Source organism: Paenibacillus sp. J45TS6 (genome assembly GCF_018403285.1).
Lineage (GTDB): Bacteria > Bacillota > Bacilli > Paenibacillales > Paenibacillaceae > Paenibacillus.
In genome coordinates this window covers 240,423-266,041 of record NZ_BOSJ01000005.1, presented here as the reverse complement: position 1 = coordinate 266,041, position 25,619 = coordinate 240,423, and the positions used below count along the sequence as shown (strand labels likewise).

The following is a 25,619-nucleotide window of genomic DNA, read 5'->3' as shown; positions in this document are numbered from 1 at the left end:
CATCTACTCCATTTCGCTCCCTCAATAACAATCCCAATATAGATACCAATCATGATCCAAGTTTGATTTATAAATATTGAGGTTTCCATTATCACCTATCATCAGCCCTGGCTTTTCTTCTGAAGAAATTTGTAGAATAAATTCATATTCATCAGAAATAGGCGATTGAATATACGATGCATATCCTCCTATTTTGGTTTTAGCGTATCTATTAAATTCTTCAAAGAATTGGTCATTTAATTCCTCGTTTTCATTAATTTCGGTCAAGTCAACATATTCCCATGCTTCTTCCCAACATGGATAATCTAGCACTTCATTCAATTTCCAACGTACCGGAAAAGGTTTAAGTATATTAGCAGGCTCAGGCGTCTCTGTAATTTCTAATTGATTCGTGTCTTTATAAAAAACAATCTTCCAACCATCTCCGTTCCTATTTATATCCATAGGTAGATGATCTTTCTCAATATAGATTTGTATTAACATATGATCTCCAAAAATCTTATGACCATCTTTGATATCTGGAATATAAATTTGCAGAAGCGGTACTAATAATGATCCATTAACTTCTGGCCATGCTTCCTTAGGATCACGTGAAAAATTCCCGCCGAACCAATTAAGATCTTTATTTTCAGGGCGGAATCCACCTATTTTTGCAACACAGGTATGTTTCCCAATAGATTTCATTTCATCGAAAATGTCCATTATTTTAAATCCTTTCCTGTAAAGATTAAGTGTTATCTCATCTAGCGTTTCATATTTACGACGTCCTACCATCTTAAAGGAACTTCTCTATCAGTGGATGTTAATATCCTCTTTAAAACGCTTCCTAAATATCACCCTTCAACTAAAGCATAAATTGTTTTGCTAGCTATCTTGAAAATAAATCAAAACAAATAGGCTGCCAAACCGACAGGCCTATTTGTCTACTAAAGTTCAATTGTTCAGATTATTTACTACCTGGAAGAATAATTAATAATTATGGCTTCTTTCGTACTTTCATCATAGGCGATCCACAATTCATCTCCCACCACTACACCATGCACTGGTTCAATCGTCTGTTTAATGTGGTAGGTAACTCCATCCTTCTCTGCGATAATGTCGGCTAGTGGTCGTTCTCCTTTTGTTCCGTCAAACTGAACGGAGAACACTTTAGCCGCACCTTGCTTACCACGAAGTAGTCGGGTTTCCTTTTGTAAATCGTCTATTTCCATGGCGACGGGAAGGACTGTACCCACATTTACAGACTGATTTTGTGGCACAAAAAGACTATTAACTTTACGTATTCTATCCGCCCCGCTTGTTATTATGATTTCCATAAGCATAAGCTGCTTATTATCAATAACGATTGGCATCTTTTGCACATGGATCACTTCTCCCTGCAGAGAGAGTTGGTTAGATGCCTTTTCTGAGTTTTCGCTGCCGTATCTTAAGATTCTAGCCATTCCCTGAATCAAAATAAGGCTGGCTCGTTCACCCGTACGATATTCAAATCCTATAGGCTGAACGACCGGTACTGTGTAGTCCTGTCCTGCGGCTGAGAAATGAAGCTGAAGGGCTTCTCCCCGGTTTACTTTTCCATAACGTTCGATACGGGTAAGAACCGCGTCTTTAATAACTTCTGGTTTGGACTCCTGGGCCGAATGTTTAAGATCTTCTTCTGTAATGAACAAAGCCTTGTGTTTCTTGCGGTTGTAACTGATCATCACCGGATCACCAACTTGAGTAGGATCCACAAAGGAGATGACCTGCTTGATTTCCACCTCTTTCATTTGACCCTCATCCTCAAACTGAACGACAAATCGAACCTGCGGACGTTCATTCACAAATAAACCCGTTTCTTCCATATTAATAATCCGGCCCTGAATTTGCTTACCCTCCCTCATTTTTTTCGTTCTTGATCCAGCCAACATTCGAGGGGCGACTGCAATGCTTAGAAATGTGAGTAGAATGATGAAGACCCAGACCGCCCAGTTAATAACGATCGGCCCACCTTGCCTAACATAATTCCAGAAACTTTGAATCGAGACTTTATTTTCAGATTCAGTAAGCATCCACTTTTCGACCTGTTCACTCGAAAGAACCTTAGCTTCCTGGCTTTCCATATCGACATAGCCTGCTGCAATATCTCCACCACTATAATAAAGGACGTCACTATCCAAATTCTTATAAAATTCAGTTTGATCATTTTTCAAAATCTCGTAGGACAGCTGCTCCAGTAGAACAGTAGCATCTTGGAATTCTCCCGATTTCTCATTGAACACATATCCCATAACACTTCCATTTAATTCATCTTCTGCAGTAGATCCGGCAATCAGAACTTCCTCATCATTCAATAGAAATACTCGAGCTTGATAGACCGGCTTTGGCGTAGGAACTGCTTTACCCCAATGGTTCTCGTCAGCGTCATAAAATGTTGCTTCTTCAGGATAGTTCCCATTCTCACGTACCAACTTGGTGTTATTGAAACCAAAGACCTTAGCAAACAAAGCGCCGGCCCGATCTTGTGCAGCAAACGTCCCTTCGTCCTCGTTCTGAAGCAGAACGGATAAATCACCATTTTCGTCTAATATTCCGCTGATAAATGCCGTTCTATCGTTCTTTAAAGCCACTGATAATAGAGGTACTGCCTTTTCGTTCTTAAAACTACCATGCACTTCATCTATCCGAACAGGTCTGGCTGGAAGTAGATCCTGTTCAGTTAGATTAACTTTATTCAGCTTTCCGTCTTTTACCTGAGCTATGTACCATTCAGAATTATCCGATTCTCCTGCTACAATGAGTCTGCCGCGCCAGGAATAAACATTTGATCTCCATGAAGCTGGAAGGTGCATCGTATCCTGAGCCAGCTCCTCAACCTTTCCTGTTGAATGGAAGTAATTTATTTGCAGCCCATGTGAATCGTCATAGGTTGGGATAATGATTCCATCTTGGCTGTAAGTTGCCGGTCCCAGACCAGCTTGAAAATTGGTATGTACAGTCGTATCTTTCATTATGTTTTCTTTATCGGTATCAAAAAGATAAACATCGTATTGCTCTCCAACGGGGTGTTTAGCTAAGCCAATTAACTTCTTTCCCCCATCCAGCATATAGACACTCTCAAAGGAGGGTTGATACTCATCAATGTAATCCTTGTAATCATTCCACATGAAATAACTTAACAATATTACCGGAATAAAAAACAGTAAATTGCCGAGAGATATCGCTCTGTTTTTTTTCATCTTGTTTCTCTCCCTTACATTATGTAAAAACTACAATTTGCCTAAGATCCGAAATGTACTCTTGCTCCAAGTTTCAAACGAATCGAATCCTGAACCACCGCATTCATTAGAATGATATAAGGACCCAGATTATTAGCACACTACCATATATACCCATAATGAGTCACTACCTTTTACGATTTTGTGAATACGGGACGGAGGCAATTACTTTTTACACCCGCTTTTTTAATAGCTAAATTCATGGGAATTTAATCCCTCCTAGGTAGAACTACGCGATTCTATTGTGGCTAGAGTATAATTAAATTTTGTAGGTATGGCAATGTTTGGAATGAGAAACAACAGTCAAAAAGGTAAGAAAAGCAATGATAACTATGATGACCCGCCGACAATGATCGTCTTAAGTAAATAAGAAACAGTCTATTTTGGCAATGGTTTTTCATGAGTTTGTGAAGGTTAAATTAGGGTATTCTGAGTCCACATCGGGTTGGTACAACATGATTTTTGAAAAGAATGATGATGAAGAAAAAAGCTTTGATGTATTTTTTCAACTATATGATGAATTTAATAATCTAAAAAGTGGAGGAGTGAACTGTTAAACAAAAGAGAATTAAATTGGATTTAGGATTGATTTAAATAGATAAAGACACTCAATTGGAGTGCCTTTATGTTCATTCTTACATTATCAGATTAACGACTCACGATAATTTCGTAGTTGCTTAGTATCCTATTAGTTTTCCTAATAGATAACTCAAGGTTCTAAGTCAAGATGCATCTTGGCTTCGGCCTCATCCCACGGCACAGAGTAACCCGCACCCTTAGCGCAAAAGATGGAGGAAGATGTATACAGTGGATCTGCCTCTTTGCGGTAACCTATCTGCTCAATGACTTCTTCTGTATTATGGCATCGATCGTAACCGCTAAACACGCAGCGAATACTGCCTCGTCCATGTGTAAAGGATGCAAATTCTGCACTGTAGTTCATGAAAGTTGACACAGGCACCCTGCCTGTAACCACCGCTTGCGTTTCGTTCGTCTGCGGCGGATCAAAAATACCTGAAGCACGTTGAATATCGGACAGCACCCTGCCCAGTTCATCAATAGCGACCTTGATTTTGAAGTCGTAATAGGGCTCAAGCAGTACATTATCAGCTTTCTCAAGCCCCTGCCGCAGCGCTCGAAAGACAGCTTCACGAAAATCGCCGCCATGGGTATGTTCTTTATGTGCGCGTCCCCTAAGGAGCGTAATGTTCACATCGGTAACAGGCATACCAGTCAGCAGTCCGTGATGTTCCCGTTCATATAGATGGTCCCGAATCAAATTCTGATAGCTGATATTCAAGTCATCGACATGACAAATGCTATCAAACTTGATGCCGTTGCCCCTTACTCCCGGTTCAATCAGCAAATGTACTTCTGCATAATGCCGGAGCGGTTCGAAGTGGCCATACCCTTTTACAGCAGACTGAATCGTTTCCTTATACAAGATTTCTGGTTGTCCAAAAGAGATAGCAAAGCCAAATCGCTCCCTCACGATCTGTTCTAGCACTTCCAGTTGAATCAATCCCATGACGCGAATCGAGATCTCTTGGAATTTCTCATCCCAGACAACGTTCAGAGACGGTTCCTCTGCCTCCAGCGTACGAAAAACAGCGAGAACTTTCTGTACGTGTATCGAATTGTCGAATAATACCTTCGATTGTAACGTCGGCTCTGAGTCGTAAGCTATCTTGTCTGATAACAATCCTAGGCCTTGTCCAGCGTCGGCCGCGGACAATCCAGCAACCGCAAACAAATCGCCTGCTGCCACTTGTTCCACCGGTTGCGACTTGAGACCATTCATCAAGAAGATCCGCGTGATTTTCTCGTCATATTGGACCCCGCTGCTCTCGTAAGAAAGCTCTTCTCTCACCTTCAACTGCCCTCCCAGCGCTTTAATAAAGGTGAGTCTCATTCCGCTTTCATCATGCCGGATTTTATACACCCGCCCCTGGAATGAAGCATTCTCGTCATAAGACGATGTCGTCAGCAAATGCAGCTGTTCTAGAAATTCAATGACGCCTGTATCTTGTAGCGCAGAACCATAGGCATAGGGGAAGAGAAGACCTGCTGCTATCATCTTCTGCAACGCCCCCATCCAAAAGCTAGGATCCTCGCTTCCCTCGAGGAACGCTTCTAGTAATACTTCGTCTCGCTCCGCCATAGCCTCCCGCAACGCTTCACCGATAATGCCGTCAGTGAAGCTCTGAGTTATGCAGCATACTTCCTCCGTCAACTGCTGACGGATATCCGCCACAGTTCTGTCTACGTCTGCGCCGATTCGATCCGTTTTGTTGATAAAGAAGAACGTTGGAATCCGATGCTTACGCAGCAGCTGCCAGACCGTCTCCGTATGGCCTTGGACCCCTTCAACCGCGCTTACAATCAGGATGGCATAATCAATCACCTGAATCGCCCGCTCCATTTCCGGGGAGAAATCGACGTGTCCAGGCGTGTCTATCAAATAATAGGTATCTCCTTTATATTCCATTACTGCCTGATCTGCGAACACCGTAATACCTCTTGCCTTTTCGATGTCATGGTTGTCCAGAAAAGCATCTTGATGATCCACCCGCCCGCGCGACCGGATACTGTTCGTATGATACAGCAGCTGTTCCGCAAAAGTTGTCTTACCTGCATCCACATGGGCGAACAGGCCAATTGTTAGTCGCTTCATAGAATCCTACTTTCATCGTTTCTTGTTGATACTACTCATTTTATTAAAACATAGAAACCGGGAGAATGGGTAGGATCGGGTTATGAACGACGTAATATAATTCGATATCCGCGGAAAAAGTTTAGGGGTTCGCCGCCATGACGATACAGGCGAACACAACATAAATAGACATAGCTATTAACCTATCTTGAAGATTGGACTATCGCTTCATTCCAATTATTTGGCTTAGAAATATTTCAAAGCTTCCGGATTATTAAAGAAATGGTTCACTATCGATCATGGAAACATATTCATTTCATTACGGCAATCGGTGCAAGTGCTTGGTCCAATTCAACAGAAAAAGCCGCTAATTAGCGACTATTTATGTGAGTCATGTATTCATCTGTAATCAGTTCTACAGATTAAGAAGAGGTCATTATAAGAGGAGGAAACCCAATAACGTACGCTTTATTTTAGGCGTCATACTTAGGATTCTACCGCTAATCTTAGAGATTGCTCCCATTCCCAAATATTTTGCCCTTCGCACATTTAAATCATGAAATATTTTAAATTTGATTAAGTTTTTTTATTCACCATTAACAGAGGTCTCTTGTCGATCGATGGTCTCTTCTGGAATCTTATTGGACATGCTCGGTACATGCCGGGGCCGATATTCGATAAGCTCTGAGGAATACACAGAAACAGCGATTTGTCCTCCGCTGCTGTAAGCCCGAATCAGAATCGGCTGATTGTAAGCATTGTGAAACACAAAATCTGGCCCGCCCCAGCTGACAGTTGCATCCCGCCCAGTCAAAACGTAAGGAACGTTTCGGCTGTGGGAATACCGCTTCACGATCTGTAATCCCGCTCTGTCAATCGCATTGTATAAAGTGGAGGATACTTGGCATATTCCGCCCCCCACTCCCTCTGATAGTTCTCCCCTGACGATAACGCCCGCTCGTTTATATCCTTTGTCGACAGTTCTCATGCCCACAACCTCGTTAAATGAGAATGATTCTCCGGGAAAAACCACTGTGCTGTCAATCGCCTTGGCTGCTAAGGCGATATTATGCGAACGGTTTTTATTATTAGAATTAAAGTATGTAACGTAATACCCGATCGCTTTTGTTCGAATCGAAGAAAGTACTTCGGCATCTACTTTTGGATATAGCGGATAGGTCGGTAACTCAATCGTCGCCGCTCCTTTTCTATAGTAATATTCGTAGAATGATATCAGCATTTTTCGCTGATCCAGACGATATCCTATGCGTCCTTCTACAATCTGGCCGTCCGGCCCTATTCGCGCGTTTTCTGGGTTTTTCATACTTATCCGATCCAGCTGATCCGCCCACTGACCGTAGGTGTCCATATTCACGAGTGGAAACACCCCCAGAGCGTGCTCGCTTCGATCAATCGTACTCAGCGAGTTTCCATCCTGGGTTACCGTCAGCAGATCTGCCGGGTTTGCCTGCAACATAAGCAGTCCAAACAGACCCATGATCGATAGCCATTTCAAATTGCACTCGCCTCCTTCCCAAGTAGATTCCATAATTGTCCTTCTGGTATTATGGTAATCTTTTAAGAAAATCATGCAGATGCAGCTGAGATGGTCGTTCTGTCATATGAGTGTTTGAACTCTTTTTATAAACAAAATGTGCCTTCAATTATTAAATTTTTATGAGTATCTATCCTGTGAATTCGTTTCCTGATCCAGTTCCTGAATTTTAGAAACTAATTTTTCTGAATTGGAACGAAACACTTGGTTTGAATCCGTCCAGTCCGATTTCAAAAAATAAGAAGCGTGGAACTTCCATCCTTGATGGGCTGGGTTAAATTCCATTTGAATTTCGCGCCCTGGTCTACCTATGTATATCCTAGAACCCGGCTTACGCCACTTGCCAATTTGTGTGATTCTATCCCGATTCTGTCCGGTGATATATGTAAACCTATTATTGTATGGAATGTCCCTCAAATGAAACTTTGGACACCCGACAGCAAATACTTGAAGCTGCTGAAATCCGTATTTTTTCTCCAATAAAAGACCTGTCCGATAAGCGATCACGCCTCCAGCGCTATGCCCGATAAGGATTACGTGATCCGAAGTTTCTGCATGCTTGCTGATGATTTGTGATAAACTTGTTACCCGCTTGGACTGATCATTGGATAGGTCATAGCTAACCTTAGTAAGCTGCTTTGCCAATAGACGGATGAAAGAGAACCTCGTTTTACCGTTTGCAGTCCCATAGGGAAAGATCGTCAAAATTTTTACATTTTGATATCTCTTTGCAATCTCACTTGCCGCTGCTTCAAAATTATTACGATAAGTCAGTACACCGGCAAAAAAGCAAACCAACGTACGGCAATTTTTTGTACATGTACTATTGGAGGATACAAACGTTTCGATCATGATTTTACTCCCAACATTAAACGATTTAATATTTTTTAGATGCGACTATTTCAAATTATAAAACAAAAAAAGCCCGAACGCTCAGGCTTCGTGGTATATGGAATGTTATGTTAGTTGCATCGTTGTAATACAAGTATTGCTATCTTTAAAAGTACCGATCTCAGATTCTGCTGTTTTACCATCATACTCTATCTTCACTTGATATGTCCGATCTCGCGGTAACCATAGATCAATAAAACCATTCTCTAATGAAGTAATCGTGTCATCCATCACTACAGTACCTTCTTCATCTTGAATAAGCACATCGAAGGTTTTTTCTACTAATTCCCCTTGGCACCCCGTTAGACTGTGGATAGCACATTCATGTGTGTTTTCAATAAACGGTGCAATGGAAACAAAAAACTCGTCCTCTGGAAGATCAAAAGACGTCTTTTTACCAGCATCAGTCACTATCAGTTCCTCTGATGTAATAGATGCACTTACGTCCTCAAAGGAACCAACACTATACGCATGGACTTTTTCTTTAATATTCTGTGTTCCAGCTTCATTTGATGCACTATTATTATCGTTGTTACAAGCTACTGCCACCAGACTTAATAAAATAAACGAAATAATGAGTAAACCCTTTTTCATAATATCCTCCCGTTTTCTTATCATATTGAAAAGTCATATTATTTCGATCATATCACATTTCAGCTTACGTAGTCGGTATTTGAGTTCACATCAATCCCCTGCATGCGGAACAGATACTTAATACGTCGTTTTCGGAACAAACAGACCTTGATTCTTTAGAGCATAGTCAAAAAATTGAAGGATAATTTCATTTTGAGTTTCAATCGCATAGTATTTATCGATATCTGCTTTTCCGCCTTGCAATAGGTATGCCAATATAGGTGAGAACAGAGGTAGATCAGTCAAACTTAAATGTTTTGCGCCATTAAAATGAACAGTATATGCACTATTAAAATTTTCATTTGAAATTTTATTTGCGATATACGAAGGACTGTTGTCCAGCTGTATCCATACATCATCCGAATAAATGTTTAATAGCGGGATGGTGTAAGCTTCGGATTTAGCAGATAGTTCATTCGTAACTTTATCATACGCAAGCTCGCTAAAAAACGGAGCATCTATATTTACCACGGCGTTAATGTCATCGCGTTCTCTGCTCAGTGCTACGCTTGCTGCGCCACCCATAGAATGACCGAACACGCCTATCTTCTGTGTATCGATGAGCTCATATACTGAACCTTCTCCCTGCCCGGCTTGTTCCAAAATCGTATCCATGACAAAATTCATATCATCTGTTCGCAATGTCATCCATTTTTGAGTAAGCTCGAAATACTCACTAAGCGAATAAATCCCTGCTTTATTTGCATTGTTGACTTCTTGCATGTACTCGGGATTAACTGTCACAATCTTTCCATCCTCGGAAAAGGTATAAAAAGAATGATAGGGATGGTCAATGGAAACAACCACATAACCATGACTCGCAAGTTCTGTAAAGGTAGAAGAGTTGCTTGCTTTAATACCGAATGCTCCATGGGAGAACATGAGCAAAGGATAGGTTCCGTCTGCCTGTTCTGGATACCAAAATTCCACGTTCACAAACCGATTGTCATCTTGATCCGTAAATTCTTCGATACGATTCTTGTCTACATAGGTGTAAGTGGCGGTCGCCACTGCATAAGGGCCTGTCACTTGCGGCAGCCTATACTGTGGAAAAAGTAAAACAGGACCAAGGGTAACGACTACGATCAGCTCTAATATAAGGAATTTCCATATCGTAGAGGATGTTTTGTAACGCGAAGTGTGTGTTTGTTTGCCCAGGAGTGCTACGATTTCCTTGAACGCTAGTATAAAGAGCAAGCCTTGAAACAACCCCCAAGTGAAATCCCATACAACTACTTTCCCCAAGATCAGGATCATAAATCCTATAAACATTGTGATTCTCATCCAACTCTTGAACTTGCTGCGCCTTTGCTTGGTTGCAATGGAATAAGCGGCAATTGTGAGTTCAAAGACTAACGTAACAACAAGTATTAATATCTCCATAAGACTTCTCTGCTCCCCCTCCAACTTTTTATGAGTTCATCATAAGAAATGGCAGAGCAGGTGTATACTCATAAACGATAAGCTGTAGCTGAGGGCCAATAAGTTGTAAAAACAACGTAATGAAGTGTGTACTTACACTACAAATACGGATTTATTTAGGTTCTGTTTATGTATATCTTCTAAACCTCTTTTTTAAATGTCTTTAGTCTTTCATTGATCTTTTGAGCTTCCTTTTTGTCACTCTTATATGACAGTAAGCGAACGATAGCATATACTGCGGCAATTTCCAAAGCCAATAATAGGATATCAAATGTATTGTATACGAGATTCAATATAACACTCAGAGAAATTAAAAAAGCTTCCAGAAAAAGAAAATGGAAAATCACACGGAGACGCATTTTATTTTCGCTAATCGCATGCGGTGTATATAAAATGATTCCAGTCAAAGCACCTAGAAAAGAGAAAGTCATAATTGTAAAAATCGTCTTTAATTCGAAATTTGCATCAGGAGCATAGATTTGCCGTAAAATAGTGATGATTATAATGATGGAGCCAAATATAGTTAAGAAATCTCTAACCATTTCTTTAATGAGCTCGGAATACTTCATATAGGTTCCCCTTTTATAATCCAAGTATGTGTTTAAGCGTGGGCACATATTGCCGTGATATGACTACCGTCTCCCCGTTGTCCAATAATGCTTGGAAACGACCGCTAATCGACGGATGAATACTGGAAATCTTCGCTATATTGAGAATGGTAGATTTGGAAGCGCGAAAACAATGTATCCCTTTGCAAAGTTCCTCTAGTTCATAAAGCTTTTGTTTTACTTCATGAACGTTGTCCTTACAATACGCAAACACTTTTCCGTCAACAGCTTCAAAATAATATATATCACTAATTTTGATGCGGCTGATCTTATCCTCATAATAACCGAGTATAACAAGTTTTTCGGTTTTTATTTTATTAACGAGCGCATGTATCTCTTCGTCTGCTCGGTGACATCTGATGAGGATTTCTTCTTCTTCTGTATGGTCTATTACTTCGACTAGAATTTTGATGAATATCACCCTCGGGAATTTGAGTTATAACGTTAATCATACACCGAAACGCCCCTTTACTTCTTAAATAACATGTTCATTATTATGAAAAAAAAGACAATCGATCTGGTACCGCGGGTCAGGTCACCTTATGTTGGCAATGAAGTTTTGAGAAGGCCAATTGAACGAACTTGGATCCTTCTCTTCTGAGGTGGTTACGAGTTTGAAATAAATCTAAAGGGGTTGGATGATTATTTGTTATTTTCAATATATCACAAATTAAGAACGAGAGATTACCATGACGATAGTTCTGTCCGTTTCCAGTTATCTTCGGCAACACAAACATATACATGGTTATCATCCCACGCCATCTGTCCCTGGCTACAGGCGCTACTAGACGAAGCGGGTGTATACTTCTCTCGAATACGCAGTTTGTCCCCATTTATATCGAGCTTAGTGTCAGGATCATTCGTGCCAATTCCGATATTACCATTGGTACGTTGTATGCTGAGCGGGGAATCGATTACTTCACCATTATCGTCGTAACGGATAAACTGTAGGTTGGATCCCGTATTATCACCCGATTCTTGTGAACTATCTGCCCGCACAACCCATCTTGGTGTCGTCTCATTCTCCTTACCGGATACACTTAACTCAATATCTCTATTTGACCCCTTCTCCCCAGCTACACGCAAGACCCCGTTCATCACATTGAAGTTGGATGAATGGGTACGGATCTCGCTTATATCGGTATCGAATGGAATTTCAAATCGGGTAAACAGCTGGTTGGCATACTGGCCAGTCGGTGACATTGTCGTCTCGAACGAGATATGTTTATGGTCGTGTTGCTCCGGATTGTTTGCCTTGTCGTGGGAAATAATTGCTGTCTTGTCCTTGCCCTCCTCGTCGACCCAGACAATTGCTGGCTTGGCTCTTTCTGCCGTCCATTGCAGCCGGATTAGGTCTGATTGATGTCCTTCCTGCTCAATCCACTTCTTATCAGTGGACAAATGCAGCCGATCATTGTGTGGAATCATAATGTCGTTGCCATTTTGCACGGCTTGTCCAAGCGTTGACTCCCCTCCTTGCTTCTGCTCCGCACATCCTGCACCAAGCAAACAAACGCCCCCTAATATAACGGTTACTGCCAATGTCTTTAATTTCATTTTGTATTTTCCTCCGTTTATCGATATGAATCGACTTCATTTCGTATTTGTGTAAAAAAGACCCTGTCTGATCGTAGTATATACATTACGCTGCGTACACCCATTTCATCAAAATTCCCGGAAAAATGATTCTTTTCGTCTATAAAATCTCGGCCAAAATTTGTCGATGCCCATTACTATAGGACTCACTTTAATGTGAATTGCTCCAATAATAACTTAAGTAATAATTGAAAAAGTCATAGGACTATTGTCAGAATTTTGTAATCGTTAGGAGTCATTTTGATTAAAAAACAAAAAAAAGACCGTCTTTTGACAGTCTTGTTCTTGAATGAGAAGCTACCCCTTTATTGAATAAAGTATTATAAACTTTTCCATATTCCTTTCATATTTAGAACCATCTGACCCAAAATACACCCGGCCTCACATTCTAATCCGCATTTTTGATTTGCCCAGTAGGCTAGCTCTAATGAAAGCGTTTGTGTTCAGTAATTCATTAACTTAACTGTCAGGATTTTAGCGATCAGCTAAACATAAAGCCGCCTATAATGTGATTTCAATAAGCTTGGAAGTTTTATTTATTATTAGTCGGTAAATGATTGTCTCGGTCCCATTTCCATACCTGATTCACCATTTCACTAATACTTATAGTTTCAATTTTACCGGACCAACGGGTGACAGAGTCTCTAATCACGTCTGCAGTTAGTGGTCCTGCTGCTCCTACATGACCGATCGTGACACAAGTATCCTGTTTCTCAAGCATCTTTTCTATAAGCTTCATTTGCCCAGAGATATGTTTTGCAGTACGATGATCGTCCAAGAAAATTTCATTCTCTATCGGAGGCAGTCCTTTTTGTAAAGCCAGTTCTGAAACGACAGATTGATAATCTGTCTTACTGTCAACAAAAAAGAGGCCCCTCTCTTTACATACATCCAGAACAATCGACATAATACGTCGATCTTTTGTGATTTTGGATCCCATATGATTATTCATACCAATTGCATAGGGAACATTATCAATAGCTGCCTCCACTCTACTTCTTACTTCCTCATCCGAGAGATCAGCGGTAATAGCTCCCGGCCCCAACCAATTACTTCTTCCTGTGTTGGGTTCCATCGGCATATGAACCAGTATATCGATTCCTTTTTGGTGAGCAAGCTCGGCATCTCTTTTCGTTGTAGGTAGAAAAGGCATGATTGCTACGTTTACCTTTGTAGGAAGATTTAAAATTTCTTCGGTTCCTTTCATGCCATTTCCTAAATCATCAATAATAATAGCAACTTTTTTTACCGGATCTGCATAGATATTTGTGCTTATGGAACTCAATACTCCAATAAAGAGTATCAGGGCAACTACAATCAGCTTTTTAGTTGTCATTTTTCACAATCCTTTTTGTGTTTTTTATTATTGATGAATACATTATTGGAGAATACACAAGAAAATATGTGAGTTGTGATTAAAACAATGTACTTTGTTTGTACGATTGCCACCTCCTACAAAGTAACTCAACTCCACTCTCGAATTCAAAAATTAAAACCACTTGATGGGCATCCCATACGAAACACAGCAGAAGATGTTAATATTCTGATCCAAGATATTGGACGTGCAGTCGCTGCACCATTTGAAAAAAGTAGTTATAAATAATCATTATTTCAGTTTCTTGTTGCCGTTGATCGTGTGCACTTACACTAAATCAAGGTTTGAACAAGAACAATTGGCATGACAAAAAAACACTTCCCATGCATGTGCATGTTGAAGTGTTTTTGTATTTTATAAATACCTGCTAATGAAAATCAACTAATTATTTATTTAAACAATATTATTTGAATTTTTCATTTTCTAGAATGATTATATTTTCTTCATTAGATGACTTCCCTGTTTGTTTCGTATTTTCAACCAATCGAAAAATTTGATCACAGCATTGTTTAGCTCCTAAAATTAATAACGGAACACCAATAAAATCTATTTTTAATCCTCTTGAGAAAAACCCTCCAATTGACATAACGATAGGAACCGTCGGTGAAGTATTAGAAAATATTATTTTTTCTTGAAAATGGTGCTTGCTTTCTAGTAATAAAATTAAGTCTTTCAATGCGGGAACAACAAGTTTGGAGGATTTTCGTCCTATTGTATATACCGAATCTCCATTTTCATCTGTTCCGTGAAAAATGATTTTTCCTGAATCATCTTTAGTTAGTTTATTGAAATATGTAACATTTAATATTTCTTCTTTAGTTAATTTACGTTCTGACTGGGTTAATTCTTTTAAATGATACGCAGCTGCAAGGGCAGTTGTATGTGTCCCACCATAATCATTATAGATATAAATCATGTTATCACCCTCAATATTGTTATCTATAACTATTATGATCATTAATTTTAATTCCAATTCGGATGTTATTTGTTACATTCCGCGTGCCATGGCCGATTCAAGAAGCGGAACTTCAACTGGATACTTCTTTATCATCTTTGCAGAAATTTTAGAATCTGCATACTGTCTTCTGTCCTGTTCGATTTTCTTCATTAACACTTCAATCAAGCAGGTTACACTTTTCACCAATACAAAATCACCTTCAAGGCTAACACCCACATCATTAAACATGGGAGGATTACTTGAAGGGTTTTGAAATGTTTCACGTTATGAGGATAGAGTATTAATTGAAGTAAATTGAAGTTAATCTCAATGTCTATTTCATGAGTCACTTCCAGTCATTTCTACATAACGAAAGGTTATGTTAACTCATCTCACCTTTTCTGACTTCATTGTAAACGACACGATCAATAACAAAGCAGAGAAGCCAATTAAATACAACAATTCAAAAATGGCACCGTTTAAACCTTTACCGTACAATACCGTTTCCCCTGCTTGTAAAAACCAAGTTGTCGGCACAAAATCGCCAATTCGCTGCATAAAGTCTGGCATGATTTCTCTAGGCCAAAAACAACCACCGAGCATCAGCATTGGGATATTGACCAAAGCTGTTAGCGAACTCACCATCAGTGCGTTTTTTGAAAATCTGCTGATTGCAACGCCAATGGCTACGCAAGCAAGAGCAAACGCAAGACAAACTGCCATGACTTCCAGTTGTTGAGCCAATGTTGATCCATAGGATATATCGACTAATTTCGGTAACAAACTGATTAATACGACAACCTGAATCGTGGCAACTAGGAAGCTTGCTATCATATGTTGTGAAAAATAACGAGAACGTGTCAGCGGTGTTGCAGTGATCCGATCATAGACTCCAGTTAGCTTATCCTCCAGAATTAAGCTTGTAGAGAAGGTAATCAAGAATAACATACCAAACGCGATATAACCTAGGGACAGAACCGCCGTGTTTACGTCTTTTTCAGAATTTTCAGAATTTCCAGTAGAGAAGCTCTTATATTCTGCAGCAAATGCATTCTTATTATAAGCTTCCATCCCCTTATAGAATACATCTTCATTCCCGTTTGCAGCTGCCGCAATTTGTTTTGCTGAAGATATGTAACTCGATACGTATACTTGAACGGGTCTCGCCACATTAGACGCCTCAAGGGCATAGCTCAGAGCAGATACATCTTTTCCTTCAAGCATCTCTGTAGTGAATCCTGCTGGAAAAGTAAAAGCACTGTCTAGTTTTTTGTTTACAATCAAGCCTTTTATATCATCACCAGGGGTCAGTAATGTTACATTGTATTTCTCCTGCATATCCGATATAAGATCCACTATGAATGGGGATGAATCTTGGTCCAGTATGCCTACATTATATTTTACATCTTTGGTTACCGTCGAAATCAAAAACATATTTAGCAGGATCGGAAGCACAAGCATAAATAAGATGTTTATTGGTTTTCGAAATATCCGTTTTATGCTGTTGAATAAGATCGTCATGCTCTCTTCCTCCTTGAAACCACAATGCTGATCACCGCAAATAACAAGGTGATAGCCAACATCTGTCCAATATTTACAAAAGCAGAACCTAGCTCGTCGTTATATACAACGTTGAATATCGCTGATTTTGCATAATAGCTTGGGGATATTGCTGCGATAGCTCCAAAATCAATAATAATAAACCCGCCAATAAGAAAAGTGGATACAAGAGTTACAATATTGGCAAGGGTGTCGGCTTTTACGGAATCCTTTAAGATAATGGTCAGTAGGCCACCGAGTGTCGTGGTTAATAAAGAGAACACAAACACGATCAAAACGATGACACCAAAGTGATTCCCCCAATCCACATCATATACATATTTGGTAAACAGGATAATCACCATCCCCTGTAAGAAGGTAACTAAGGAAAGACCTATCGTTTTTCCTAGATACTGTTCGAAAGGTTTAATCGGTGAAAGCTTGAGACGATCACCCAATGTACCCAAATAGTCCTCTCCCATTCCTGCAGCGCCATATTCCTGACCACGCATCATAAACATCAGCAGCATTGCAATAGCGTAATATCCCATGGCTGTCGCCGATTTGGAATCGGTTAGAGGCTCTTCCTTCAAGCTGGTATCCGAATTCACTTGATCGATTTGTGTATTGCCCGACATGGTGGCGACTACGCCTGCGGTATTTAGCCCATTAATCAGACTATCCACGACATTCCGCACAACCGTTGTATCCACGCCCGAAGATTTGGCCAGAAATACTTCAACTGTTTTGCTTGATCCATCCGCTTCCCCTTGGTTCGAGAATCCTTCAGGAATATAAATAAACGCATCTGCCTCTTCATTATTAAGGATCTCTCGTCCTTCATCAAGAGAAAGCACTTGATCGAACTCTGCCAGTGAGCTAATTTCTTTCGCACCGATCATAGAACTAATGAACATTTCACCAAGTTGACCAGAATCTTCATTGCTATAAACGATCCTTACTTTATCCAAAGAGGTGACATTAAATTGGTCTTTAAACGCAGTACCTAATATTAAAATAATTAATAAAAAACTGAGCAATCTAATGAAAATCGGTTTAGGGTCAATCAAGATCCGTTTTGCCGAATAAAAAATTTGAGTGAGTATATTCATCGTTTCATCACCGTCCCGGATTAGTCTCTCAGTTTTTTACCAGTCAACTGCAAGAATACCGTCTCCAGATTCGGTTTTTCCAGTGTCATGGACTTAATTTTAAATTCTTTCCGAATCAGATTCTCCAATATCCCCGTAAGAAACCGTTCATCTTTTTCCAAGTGAATGTCGAGTACTCCGTTTATGTTGTTGCAGGCGGTGACACCTTCCGACTCTTTAATTACCGAAACAGCTGCGTCCGAATTCGATGCAAGCTCCAGACTTAAGCGATTTCCCGTTGAAATGGAATCAATCAGCTCCTCTATACTTCCGAGTGCGATTACTTTTCCGAAATCCATAATGGCAACTCGTTCACAGATGGCTTCGATCTCTTCCATGTAATGTGTTGTATAGATGATGGTCATCCCATTTTGATTCATAATTTTAATCGATTCCAGAATATTGTTGCGTGATTGGGGATCTACTCCAACCGTAGGTTCATCCATAAAAAGAATACGCGGCTTATGTACAATCGCACAAGCGATGTTCAGACGTCTTTTCATGCCACCCGAAAAAGTCTTAGCAATCCCTTTTCTTCTATCCCATAATCCAGTAAACTCAAGTGCTTCCTGTACGGATGTATGTAGCTCTTTGCCTCGAAGTCCATACAACTTACCCCAATACGTTACATTATCGATGGCACTTAAGGTTTCGAAAAAAGCCAAGTCCTGCGGTACATATCCGACAGATCGTTTGATTTCTCTTGCATGCTTGGAAAAGTCCTTACCAAACATTTTTACTGTGCCATTGTTGACTTTTAATAAGCCCAGTAACGTGTTCATCGTTGTTGATTTTCCTGCACCGTTGGGTCCGAGCAGTCCAAATATTTCACCTTCATGAATACTCAGATCAACACCATCTACAGCTGTGTAATCTTTGTACCTTTTGACCAGACCCGTTACTTCTATGATCATCTGAATTTCCTCCTCAAACATTTCAGTACGTGATTGATGATATCTGAAGCGATAAAGAACATGTGCGAGTACCCCATTAGTCAAAGATGGGGACACTCACGCATTTACGATTTCCATATGAATTTCTTAAATCCGTTATAAGAGATTTAAGAAATTCGATATCGTCTCCGTATTATGTAAAAATCCTTAGAGCTCTTTTTGATTATGTTCATGCTGTGCATATTAACACAAGAATGTACAGAAGATAGAATTCGATGTGAATGAATTAGCAAAAACAACCTTATCCCCGCATGGTAATACGTAGATAAGGTTACTTCGTTCCACATTATTTCAAATGCTCTATTCTTGCTGGATTTATTGAGTATACCAGATAAATTTCTTAAATTATAAATCTAAAGATTTAAGGTAATATTCCTTTACAGCGGTCTTATTTTAGAGTAAAGGTAGTTTATTCATATAGGAACGTGAATTTGATGGATATGTGTGAAGTAGATAAGTACGGTTACATTTTATTATTATGAAATATTCATATAATGTGTTTTTCATATTATATTATAAAAACAACCCCAAGCCTATTAGATCCATTCAGAGGCTTGGGGGTTTAGAGATAAAGAATGCGAAAAATGACTTACTGTAAAATATGACAATACTACACACAAGTCAATTTTCACTGTAAACTTTTTAATTTATAATATCCTGCTTTGTAAGCTTTTTTTATCTTGTCGTTGTATACAAGGATTAATCCATTAAATACAGGTCTATGCTCATTTTGGAACTTCAATAGCAGTCACCTCTTCAAAGGAATCAACTATTTCAGCTTCCTCGCTTTTAGGTGTTAGGTGTGTATCGGTATCTAGCCTGAAAAGAACAACCCAAATAGTTCAATACTTACTCTCTGTAAAAGTAGAAATATAAAAACCCCTTCGCTTTCGCAAAGAGGTTTACTAATGAAGCGGGTGATGGGAATCGAACCCACGCTATCAGCTTGGAAGGCTGAAGTTCTACCATTGAACTACACCCGCGTAAAAATATCGGGATGACACGATTTGAACATGCGACCCCCTGGTCCCAAACCAGGTGCTCTACCAAGCTGAGCTACATCCCGATAATAAATGCCGGTGAAGGGACTCGAACCCCCACGGTTTCCCTCACGATTTTGAGTCGCGCGCGTCTGCCAATTCCGCCACACCGGCTTGCTTCTTATTTTAAATATAATGGCGCGCCCTGAGAGATTCGAACTCCCGGCCTTTTGATTCGTAGTCAAACGCTCTATCCAGCTGAGCTAAGGGCGCAAAAAAATATAAAAGCAGACGACGGAAATCAGCGACCCTTGCCTGGCAAGGCAAAATTTAACCGCTGATCCATGTCCGCAATTAAAGGATGCGCGTGAAGGGACTCGAACCCCCACGTCAAAGACGCTAGATCCTAAGTCTAGTGCGTCTGCCAATTCCGCCACACGCGCATATATATGATGGTGAGCCATGAAGGACTCGAACCTTCGACACCCTGATTAAAAGTCAGGTGCTCTACCAACTGAGCTAATGGCTCGTACTATAAAATGGCTGGGGATATAGGATTTGAACCTATGCATGACGGAGTCAAAGTCCGTTGCCTTACCGCTTGGCTAATCCCCAACAGCGATAAGTTGTACAAGGGCGATCGATGGGACTTGAACCCACGAATGCCGGAGCCACAATCCGGTGCGTTAACCCCTTCGCCACGACCGCCATATATTATCATTCTTTACTATTATGAAATTGGCAGGGGCAGCAGGAATTGAACCCACACCAACGGTTTTGGAGACCGTTGTTCTACCTTTAAACTATGCCCCTAAAAACTGGTGGAGGATGATGGATTCGAACCACCGAACCCGTAAGGGAGCAGATTTACAGTCTGATGCGTTTGGCCACTTCGCTAATCCTCCATATGAAACTGGTGCCGGCGAGAGGACTTGAACCCCCAACCTACTGATTACAAGTCAGTTGCTCTACCAGTTGAGCTACACCGGCTAATTAATTCGATTATACCATACTCCATATAATTGGAGCTAGGATAAATTAGTTGAATTCACAGGATTTCATCCTGCATTATTTGGTATGGTGGAGATTGAGGGGATCGAACCCCCGACCCTCTGCTTGTAAGGCAGATGCTCTCCCAGCTGAGCTAAATCTCCATATAAAGTGACCCGTAGGGGATTCGAACCCCTGTTACCTCCGTGAAAGGGAGGTGTCTTAACCCCTTGACCAACGGGCCGCTGGCTCCCCGAACAGGACTCGAACCTGTGACAACTCGATTAACAGTCGAGTGCTCTACCAACTGAGCTATCAGGGAATATTGGTGGAGCCAAGCGGGATCGAACCGCTGACCTCCTGCTTGCAAGGCAGGCGCTCTCCCAGCTGAGCTATGGCCCCTCATCGTTAAATAAATGATTCAGTAAACATATAACCTAATAGGTTATTCGCTTGGCGGCGTCCTACTCTCCCAGGACCCTGCGGTCCAAGTACCATCGGCGCTGGAGGGCTTAACGGTCGTGTTCGGGATGGGTACGTGTGGAACCCCTCCGCTATCGCCACCAAACATGATTTTTGCGCTGTGATATCTTCAGTGAATACTCACCAGCAAAATATCAGACCTTAGAAAGGACATGCAGCTTAAAATCTTCCGGATTTATAATTTATCATATTTTAAAAACATATTCAACTAGTAATAAAAACCATCGAACACAATGAATTAAATATCTTTAATTACTGCATCAGACACACATTTATAATTGTCTTTTTCTTAAGAGGACATAAATAATATATCATCTTGAACAGCGTTTTTCTAATTGTAAATTATACCTTTTATTTAGGAAAAATGTGGTGTCGCACACTTCAAATCATCGCCATCCTAATTGAAAAGATATTTATATAAAATGATAAGATTTGTCGCATGGCGAAACCAAGTAATGTAACTACAATCAATTTTTTAGCGTCTTTCATTATATACATTTACAAATGGAGGCGATAAAAATAAAGAAGAAACTGTTCATCTCACTTTTTGTGGTTGTTTTTTCTCTTAGCATCGTGGTTGGTTTAGCTTTTGCTAAAGGGAGCGTTAAGATCGTGGTTAACGGTCAACAAGTTACTTCAGATGTAGCTCCTCAGATCGTCAATAACCGAGTAATGGTGCCTTTAAGTGTGGTAGCAAAGGCATTAGATGCGAATGTAGGTTGGAACCAAAAGAATCAAACGGTAACTATCAATGACAAAGCGATACCTTCTCAGGAAGATATATGGAAACAAGATCTTGATTTCATTGGTAGTGGTTGGGCAAGTCTTAGAAACATTATTGGAACATTTATGATTGGTTTCGATGAAAGAGATGATGCGTTGATTAAATCAGTAACAGTGGAAGGTTATGATAAGTTACCTATAGGTGGAATGTACCCAGCGATTATCGACTATAAAATTGTTGATGCACAAGAATTAACTCATTCCTTAAAAGTTAGAGTGAAAGTTATTCTATATGAAGATATTTTAAAAGGAGAAATGTGGGATTTTGTAATAACTAATCGGAAAATTGAAACTATGAAAAAAGTAGACTTTTTCAACGTCGATGAATATACGGTGTTCCCAGGTCTTTCGTATTCAAAATAAGAAGGGAGTTCTTCTATTTACTAAATTATCGACTATGTAATTTTCTCTTAATTGTAAGAAAGGTTGTGGAATGTGTTGAACAGGAAATTTCTATTGAGTTTTTTATTAAGTTTTATTTATGTCATCGTTTTTTATTTTGGAGCGTATGGCTTGATGTTAATTGGTATCATAGATGATGGTTTTTTTATATTAAATCATGTATTTGTTGGTTTTTATCAATGGCTTTACTTGGTACCACTTATCATTTATCTAAAAAAGAGAAACAGAGTATTTACAGGTTACCTTATAGGTGGAATATGTGTAACTTGTTTAAACATCGCGTTGATTGTATGGATATTATTAGACCCCTCCAAATTCTTTTAAATCAGCCATTTAAACAAATAACTTACCAGATAACATAAATTTCAATATTTCAAAAAACCCCCTCTTGTATGCAGGAAGAGTTCGCGGTATGCGGTCTCTTTTTACCCTGCCTACAAAGTGGGGGTTTTGAGTTAATGTGCAAGCTATGCTTGATGCATCACATGCTTCATCTAATTATTTATTGAAAGTGACTTTCTCCAAACCATTCTCAAGAATGATCGATGTGTCTCGAGGTTTTGTTTCGGCAATTTTGCGGCCGCCTCTGAATGAATAAAGCACTGCAGCTTGTTTACGGATCGCCTCATATTCATTCTCTGCTTCAAGAACGATGAAGTTCGCAGGTTTACCTTCTTCAATACCGTACATATCCTCGATATGCAGCGTTCTTGCGCTGTTTTTCGTAATAAGATCAATTGAATTCACGATTTGATCGTAACCGAGCAACTGCGAAGCATGGATACCCATGTGCAGTACCTGAAGCATGTTACCCGTACCGAGCGGATACCATGGATCAAAGATATCATCGTGTCCGAAGCACACATTAAGACCGGCTTCTTGCAGCTCTTTGACGCGAGTCAGCCCTCTTCTTTTCGGATACGTGTCGAAACGCCCTTGCAAGTGGATGTTGACCAGCGGATTGGATACGAAATTCAGGTCCGCCATCTTAAGTAGTCTGAACAATTTATAAGTGTAAGCATCATTATAAGATCCCATTGCCGTCGTGTGGCTTGCTGTTGTACGGGAACCTAAGCCACGTTCGTAAGCTTCTTTAGCTACGACTTCCAAGAAACGGGATTGTTCGTCATCAATTTCATCGCAGTGAATGTCGATAAGACGGTCGTATTTTTCAGCGAGGTCAAACGCAACCTTCATTGAATCCACGCCATATTCTCTCGTAAATTCGAAGTGCGGGATACCGCCGACCACGTCAACGCCCATTTTCAGCGCCTCTTCCATTAGTTCTACGCCGTTCGGGTAGGAGTGAATGCCTTCCTGTGGAAAAGCAACAAGCTGGATGTCAACATATGGTGCCATTTCTTCTTTCACTTCAAGCATCGCTTTAACAGCAGTGAGGTTTGGATCGGTCACGTCTACATGCGTCCGTACATGCTGAATGCCTTGTGCGACCTGCCATTTCAGTGCTGTTTTCGAACGTGTTTTAACGTCTTCATGTGTCAGGAATGCCTTACGTTCGGACCAACGCTGGATACCTTCGAACAATGTTCCGCTCAAATTCCATTCTGGCTCGCCTGCAGTTAACGTTGTATCCAGATGAATATGAGGTTCGATGAATGGCGGCAGCACAAGCGCGCCGCTCACATCAATTACTTCCTCATACGTTGTTACTTCCAAAGATTGCGTGATTTTTTCAAACTTCCCGTCTTTCACAACAATATTCCATAATCCTTCTTTACCCCGCAATTTTGCGTTCTGTATAATCATTTAAATTCCCCATTTCTTTGGATTCTTTCGCAGGAACGATCAGCATTAACCCGATGTAAGCTACTGCGGTACCGATTAGTGCATTTAGTGGTGTAATTCCTGGGGCCAGCTGAGCAAAGGCTACACCGATAGCCCAAGCAGCCATCGCTACCCAGTTTACATTTTTGAACGTCATTTCGGCAAACGGTTTATAGTTTCTACGCTTCACAAAGAAGTAGTCTGCGATAATGATGGCCCCGATGGAAGGAATCGCTGCGCCCAGCACATTTAGGAAACCAACAAAATTGTTATACATCCACATAGCAAACACAGTACCCACGATGCCGTTTACGATAACGAAGAACTTTTTCGAGATTTTAGTGATATTCGCAAAGCCCAGTCCGGAAGCGTAAAGAGCGTTATCGTTAGTCGTCCAAATATTCAGTCCCAATACGATGATGGCAGGAACGATCAACCCTTGCAGGAACATAACCTCCGAGATATCTGACAGGTTATATGCCATAGCGCCGACTGCTCCGAACAGGAACATGAGCGAGTTTCCTAAGAAGAACGAAATAACCGTAGCGGTAACCGCCTGTTTAGATGTTTGAGAAAAACGTGCAAAATCTGGCGTCAACGTACCGCCGCTAATGAATGATCCAATACAAATCGTTAATGCCGCTGCTACGGTCAGCGACTCTGCTGGCTTGTAATCTAACAAACCTTGTAGACCGCCCAGTGTGTCTATTCCTTCAAACACGGAGTAACCGCCAAGAATGGCAATTGCAGGAACCGCAATATACCCAAGAATTACGAGTGACTTGATGCCGAAAATGGCTGTTGCTGTCATTGCTAAACCAAATATGAAGATCAGCAGATAGACGTTCCAATCCATCGCTTTCGCGACGGGAACAGCGAACATCGCTACGCCGACGCCGAACCATCCCACCTGTGTAAAGCCGAGCAGGAACGACGGAAGGTAAGATCCTTTGCTACCAAACGAATACTTTGCTAATAAATGTGTGGAAAGACCCGTTTTGGCAGCGATATGTGCTAACGCCCCTGTATATATGCCTAGAATCAAGTTACCGCCAAGCACAATTCCCATGAACTCCATGAACGTCAAGCTGACTCCAAGTGTTCCCCCTGCCAGCATGCTTGCCGAAAAGAAAGTGAACGCGAGCATAACGGAGAACGTCTTTCTAAAATTGTTTCTGTGCGTTTGCGGCACCTCTTGCCATGAAAATTCTTGATCTTGTTTACTCATCAGAATACCTCCAGCTTAAAGTCTCCTGATACCAAAAAGCAGAAAAAAGAGGCTACTCGTCAAGTCTTAAACTGACAAGTAGCCTCTTTTTTTTCATCATAATCCGCGCGAAGACGCAGAGCATCCCTGACGGAATATGCCCTGATTCTCGCGTGATTATAAAATCCGCTGCCCTTGCCAGCCTCTCTGGACTGAATTAAAGGTACCAGTATTCAATTACATTTTATTATTTTAGAAAATCTTTCGAATGTCAATGTCATTATTATCCATTAATTAACGAGAACTATTCACTTCTAAAAAAAAGGAGTAAAAAGATTACTAATGGAATCAGTGGTTTTTTACAAGAAAGTTGTTACGGGTACACAACAAAGAGGCTCACACTAATCGGAGAGCCTCTT

At 40.5% G+C, this 25,619-nt stretch carries 20 protein-coding genes, 15 tRNA genes and 1 rRNA gene; 2 read left to right on the top strand and 34 right to left on the bottom strand.

What is annotated here, in order from left to right; all coding sequences use genetic code 11:
* Positions 1-21: 21 nt before the first annotated feature.
* From KJS58_RS10485 to KJS58_RS10435, 11 genes are all read right to left on the bottom strand, one after another.
* Positions 22-774 carry a DUF1963 domain-containing protein gene (locus tag KJS58_RS10485; protein WP_249717152.1) on the bottom strand — a complete coding sequence of 251 codons (753 nt, stop codon included), beginning with the start codon at positions 772-774 and terminating at the stop codon, positions 22-24.
* Between the two features lie 179 nt (positions 775-953).
* Positions 954-3,218, bottom strand: a complete 2,265-nt coding sequence (locus KJS58_RS10480; RefSeq protein ID WP_213532454.1) for a hypothetical protein — start codon at positions 3,216-3,218, stop codon at positions 954-956.
* A gap of 748 nt (positions 3,219-3,966) precedes the next feature.
* Positions 3,967-5,931, bottom strand: coding sequence for an elongation factor G (locus tag KJS58_RS10475; protein ID WP_213532453.1), 1,965 nt, complete (start codon positions 5,929-5,931; stop codon positions 3,967-3,969).
* 565 nt (positions 5,932-6,496) lie between these two features.
* Entirely contained in the window at positions 6,497-7,426 is a 930-nt protein-coding gene (locus tag KJS58_RS10470; RefSeq protein WP_213532452.1) for a VanW family protein, read from the bottom strand.
* A gap of 159 nt (positions 7,427-7,585) precedes the next feature.
* The gene (locus tag KJS58_RS10465) at positions 7,586-8,317 is read right to left on the bottom strand and encodes an alpha/beta hydrolase family protein (RefSeq protein ID WP_213532451.1); all 732 of its coding nucleotides are present in this window, start codon (positions 8,315-8,317) and stop codon (positions 7,586-7,588) included.
* A gap of 105 nt (positions 8,318-8,422) precedes the next feature.
* Positions 8,423-8,950, bottom strand: coding sequence for a CueP family metal-binding protein (locus tag KJS58_RS10460; protein WP_213532494.1), 528 nt, complete (start codon positions 8,948-8,950; stop codon positions 8,423-8,425).
* A 117-nt stretch (positions 8,951-9,067) separates the two neighbouring features.
* The gene (locus tag KJS58_RS10455) at positions 9,068-10,372 is read right to left on the bottom strand and encodes an alpha/beta hydrolase family protein (RefSeq protein ID WP_213532450.1); all 1,305 of its coding nucleotides are present in this window, start codon (positions 10,370-10,372) and stop codon (positions 9,068-9,070) included.
* Positions 10,373-10,551: 179 nt separating this feature from the next.
* Positions 10,552-10,980: a DUF3021 family protein gene (locus KJS58_RS10450; RefSeq protein WP_213532449.1), complete on the bottom strand. Its 429-nt coding sequence runs from the start codon at positions 10,978-10,980 to the stop codon at positions 10,552-10,554.
* 13 nt (positions 10,981-10,993) lie between these two features.
* Entirely contained in the window at positions 10,994-11,440 is a 447-nt protein-coding gene (locus KJS58_RS10445) for a LytTR family DNA-binding domain-containing protein (RefSeq protein ID WP_213532448.1), read from the bottom strand.
* Between the two features lie 263 nt (positions 11,441-11,703).
* On the bottom strand, positions 11,704-12,576 hold the full coding sequence (locus KJS58_RS10440; RefSeq protein ID WP_213532447.1) for a hypothetical protein: 873 nt from the start codon (positions 12,574-12,576) through the stop codon (positions 11,704-11,706).
* Positions 12,577-13,147: 571 nt separating this feature from the next.
* Complete coding sequence (locus KJS58_RS10435) at positions 13,148-13,951, bottom strand: divergent polysaccharide deacetylase family protein (RefSeq protein ID WP_213532446.1); 804 nt, start codon at positions 13,949-13,951, stop codon at positions 13,148-13,150.
* Between the two features lie 87 nt (positions 13,952-14,038).
* On the opposite strand from KJS58_RS10435, the gene KJS58_RS10430 reads away from it, so the two are divergent.
* Positions 14,039-14,218, top strand: a complete 180-nt coding sequence (locus KJS58_RS10430; protein WP_213532445.1) for a hypothetical protein — start codon at positions 14,039-14,041, stop codon at positions 14,216-14,218.
* A gap of 175 nt (positions 14,219-14,393) precedes the next feature.
* Here the strand turns inward: KJS58_RS10430 and KJS58_RS10425 are convergent, their stop codons facing one another.
* From KJS58_RS10425 to rrf, 21 genes are all read right to left on the bottom strand, one after another.
* Entirely contained in the window at positions 14,394-14,906 is a 513-nt protein-coding gene (locus KJS58_RS10425; protein WP_213532493.1) for a DUF3189 family protein, read from the bottom strand.
* A gap of 72 nt (positions 14,907-14,978) precedes the next feature.
* Positions 14,979-15,176 (bottom strand): hypothetical protein, encoded by a 198-nt coding sequence (locus tag KJS58_RS10420; RefSeq protein ID WP_213532444.1) that lies wholly within the window; start codon positions 15,174-15,176, stop codon positions 14,979-14,981.
* Between the two features lie 138 nt (positions 15,177-15,314).
* Positions 15,315-16,448, bottom strand: coding sequence for an ABC transporter permease (locus KJS58_RS10415; RefSeq protein ID WP_213532443.1), 1,134 nt, complete (start codon positions 16,446-16,448; stop codon positions 15,315-15,317).
* On the bottom strand, positions 16,445-17,578 hold the full coding sequence (locus KJS58_RS10410; protein WP_213532442.1) for an ABC transporter permease: 1,134 nt from the start codon (positions 17,576-17,578) through the stop codon (positions 16,445-16,447). Before KJS58_RS10410 ends, KJS58_RS10415 begins: the two co-directional genes overlap by 4 nt.
* Positions 17,579-17,598: 20 nt before the next feature.
* Positions 17,599-18,531 (bottom strand): ABC transporter ATP-binding protein, encoded by a 933-nt coding sequence (locus KJS58_RS10405; RefSeq protein WP_213532441.1) that lies wholly within the window; start codon positions 18,529-18,531, stop codon positions 17,599-17,601.
* A gap of 951 nt (positions 18,532-19,482) precedes the next feature.
* Positions 19,483-19,553 (bottom strand) — tRNA-Gly (locus KJS58_RS10400).
* A gap of 9 nt (positions 19,554-19,562) precedes the next feature.
* Positions 19,563-19,636: transfer RNA gene (locus tag KJS58_RS10395), tRNA-Pro, on the bottom strand.
* Positions 19,637-19,644: 8 nt separating this feature from the next.
* Positions 19,645-19,724: transfer RNA gene (locus KJS58_RS10390), tRNA-Leu, on the bottom strand.
* Positions 19,725-19,746: 22 nt separating this feature from the next.
* Positions 19,747-19,823, bottom strand: a tRNA-Arg gene (locus KJS58_RS10385).
* A gap of 89 nt (positions 19,824-19,912) precedes the next feature.
* Positions 19,913-19,993, bottom strand: a tRNA-Leu gene (locus tag KJS58_RS10380).
* Between the two features lie 10 nt (positions 19,994-20,003).
* Positions 20,004-20,079: transfer RNA gene (locus tag KJS58_RS10375), tRNA-Lys, on the bottom strand.
* Between the two features lie 11 nt (positions 20,080-20,090).
* Positions 20,091-20,165: transfer RNA gene (locus KJS58_RS10370), tRNA-Gln, on the bottom strand.
* 20 nt (positions 20,166-20,185) lie between these two features.
* Positions 20,186-20,258: transfer RNA gene (locus KJS58_RS10365), tRNA-His, on the bottom strand.
* A gap of 31 nt (positions 20,259-20,289) precedes the next feature.
* Positions 20,290-20,363 (bottom strand) — tRNA-Trp (locus KJS58_RS10360).
* A 6-nt stretch (positions 20,364-20,369) separates the two neighbouring features.
* Positions 20,370-20,455, bottom strand: a tRNA-Tyr gene (locus KJS58_RS10355).
* A 9-nt stretch (positions 20,456-20,464) separates the two neighbouring features.
* Positions 20,465-20,540 (bottom strand) — tRNA-Thr (locus KJS58_RS10350).
* Between the two features lie 88 nt (positions 20,541-20,628).
* Positions 20,629-20,704, bottom strand: a tRNA-Val gene (locus tag KJS58_RS10345).
* A gap of 8 nt (positions 20,705-20,712) precedes the next feature.
* A tRNA-Glu gene (locus tag KJS58_RS10340) sits at positions 20,713-20,784 on the bottom strand.
* A 2-nt stretch (positions 20,785-20,786) separates the two neighbouring features.
* Positions 20,787-20,862 (bottom strand) — tRNA-Asn (locus tag KJS58_RS10335).
* Between the two features lie 4 nt (positions 20,863-20,866).
* A tRNA-Ala gene (locus tag KJS58_RS10330) sits at positions 20,867-20,942 on the bottom strand.
* A 49-nt stretch (positions 20,943-20,991) separates the two neighbouring features.
* A 5S ribosomal RNA gene (gene rrf / locus KJS58_RS10325) occupies positions 20,992-21,108 on the bottom strand.
* Positions 21,109-21,527: 419 nt separating this feature from the next.
* Here rrf and KJS58_RS10320 point away from each other — a divergent pair.
* Entirely contained in the window at positions 21,528-22,169 is a 642-nt protein-coding gene (locus tag KJS58_RS10320) for a copper amine oxidase N-terminal domain-containing protein (protein WP_213532440.1), read from the top strand.
* A gap of 537 nt (positions 22,170-22,706) precedes the next feature.
* Here KJS58_RS10320 and KJS58_RS10315 read toward each other — a convergent pair.
* Positions 22,707-23,975 (bottom strand): cytosine deaminase, encoded by a 1,269-nt coding sequence (locus tag KJS58_RS10315; RefSeq protein WP_213532439.1) that lies wholly within the window; start codon positions 23,973-23,975, stop codon positions 22,707-22,709.
* Positions 23,944-25,221: a cytosine permease gene (gene codB / locus KJS58_RS10310; RefSeq protein WP_213532438.1), complete on the bottom strand. Its 1,278-nt coding sequence runs from the start codon at positions 25,219-25,221 to the stop codon at positions 23,944-23,946. The genes KJS58_RS10315 and codB overlap by 32 nt, the downstream gene beginning before the upstream one ends.
* Between the last annotated feature and the right edge of the window lie 398 nt (positions 25,222-25,619).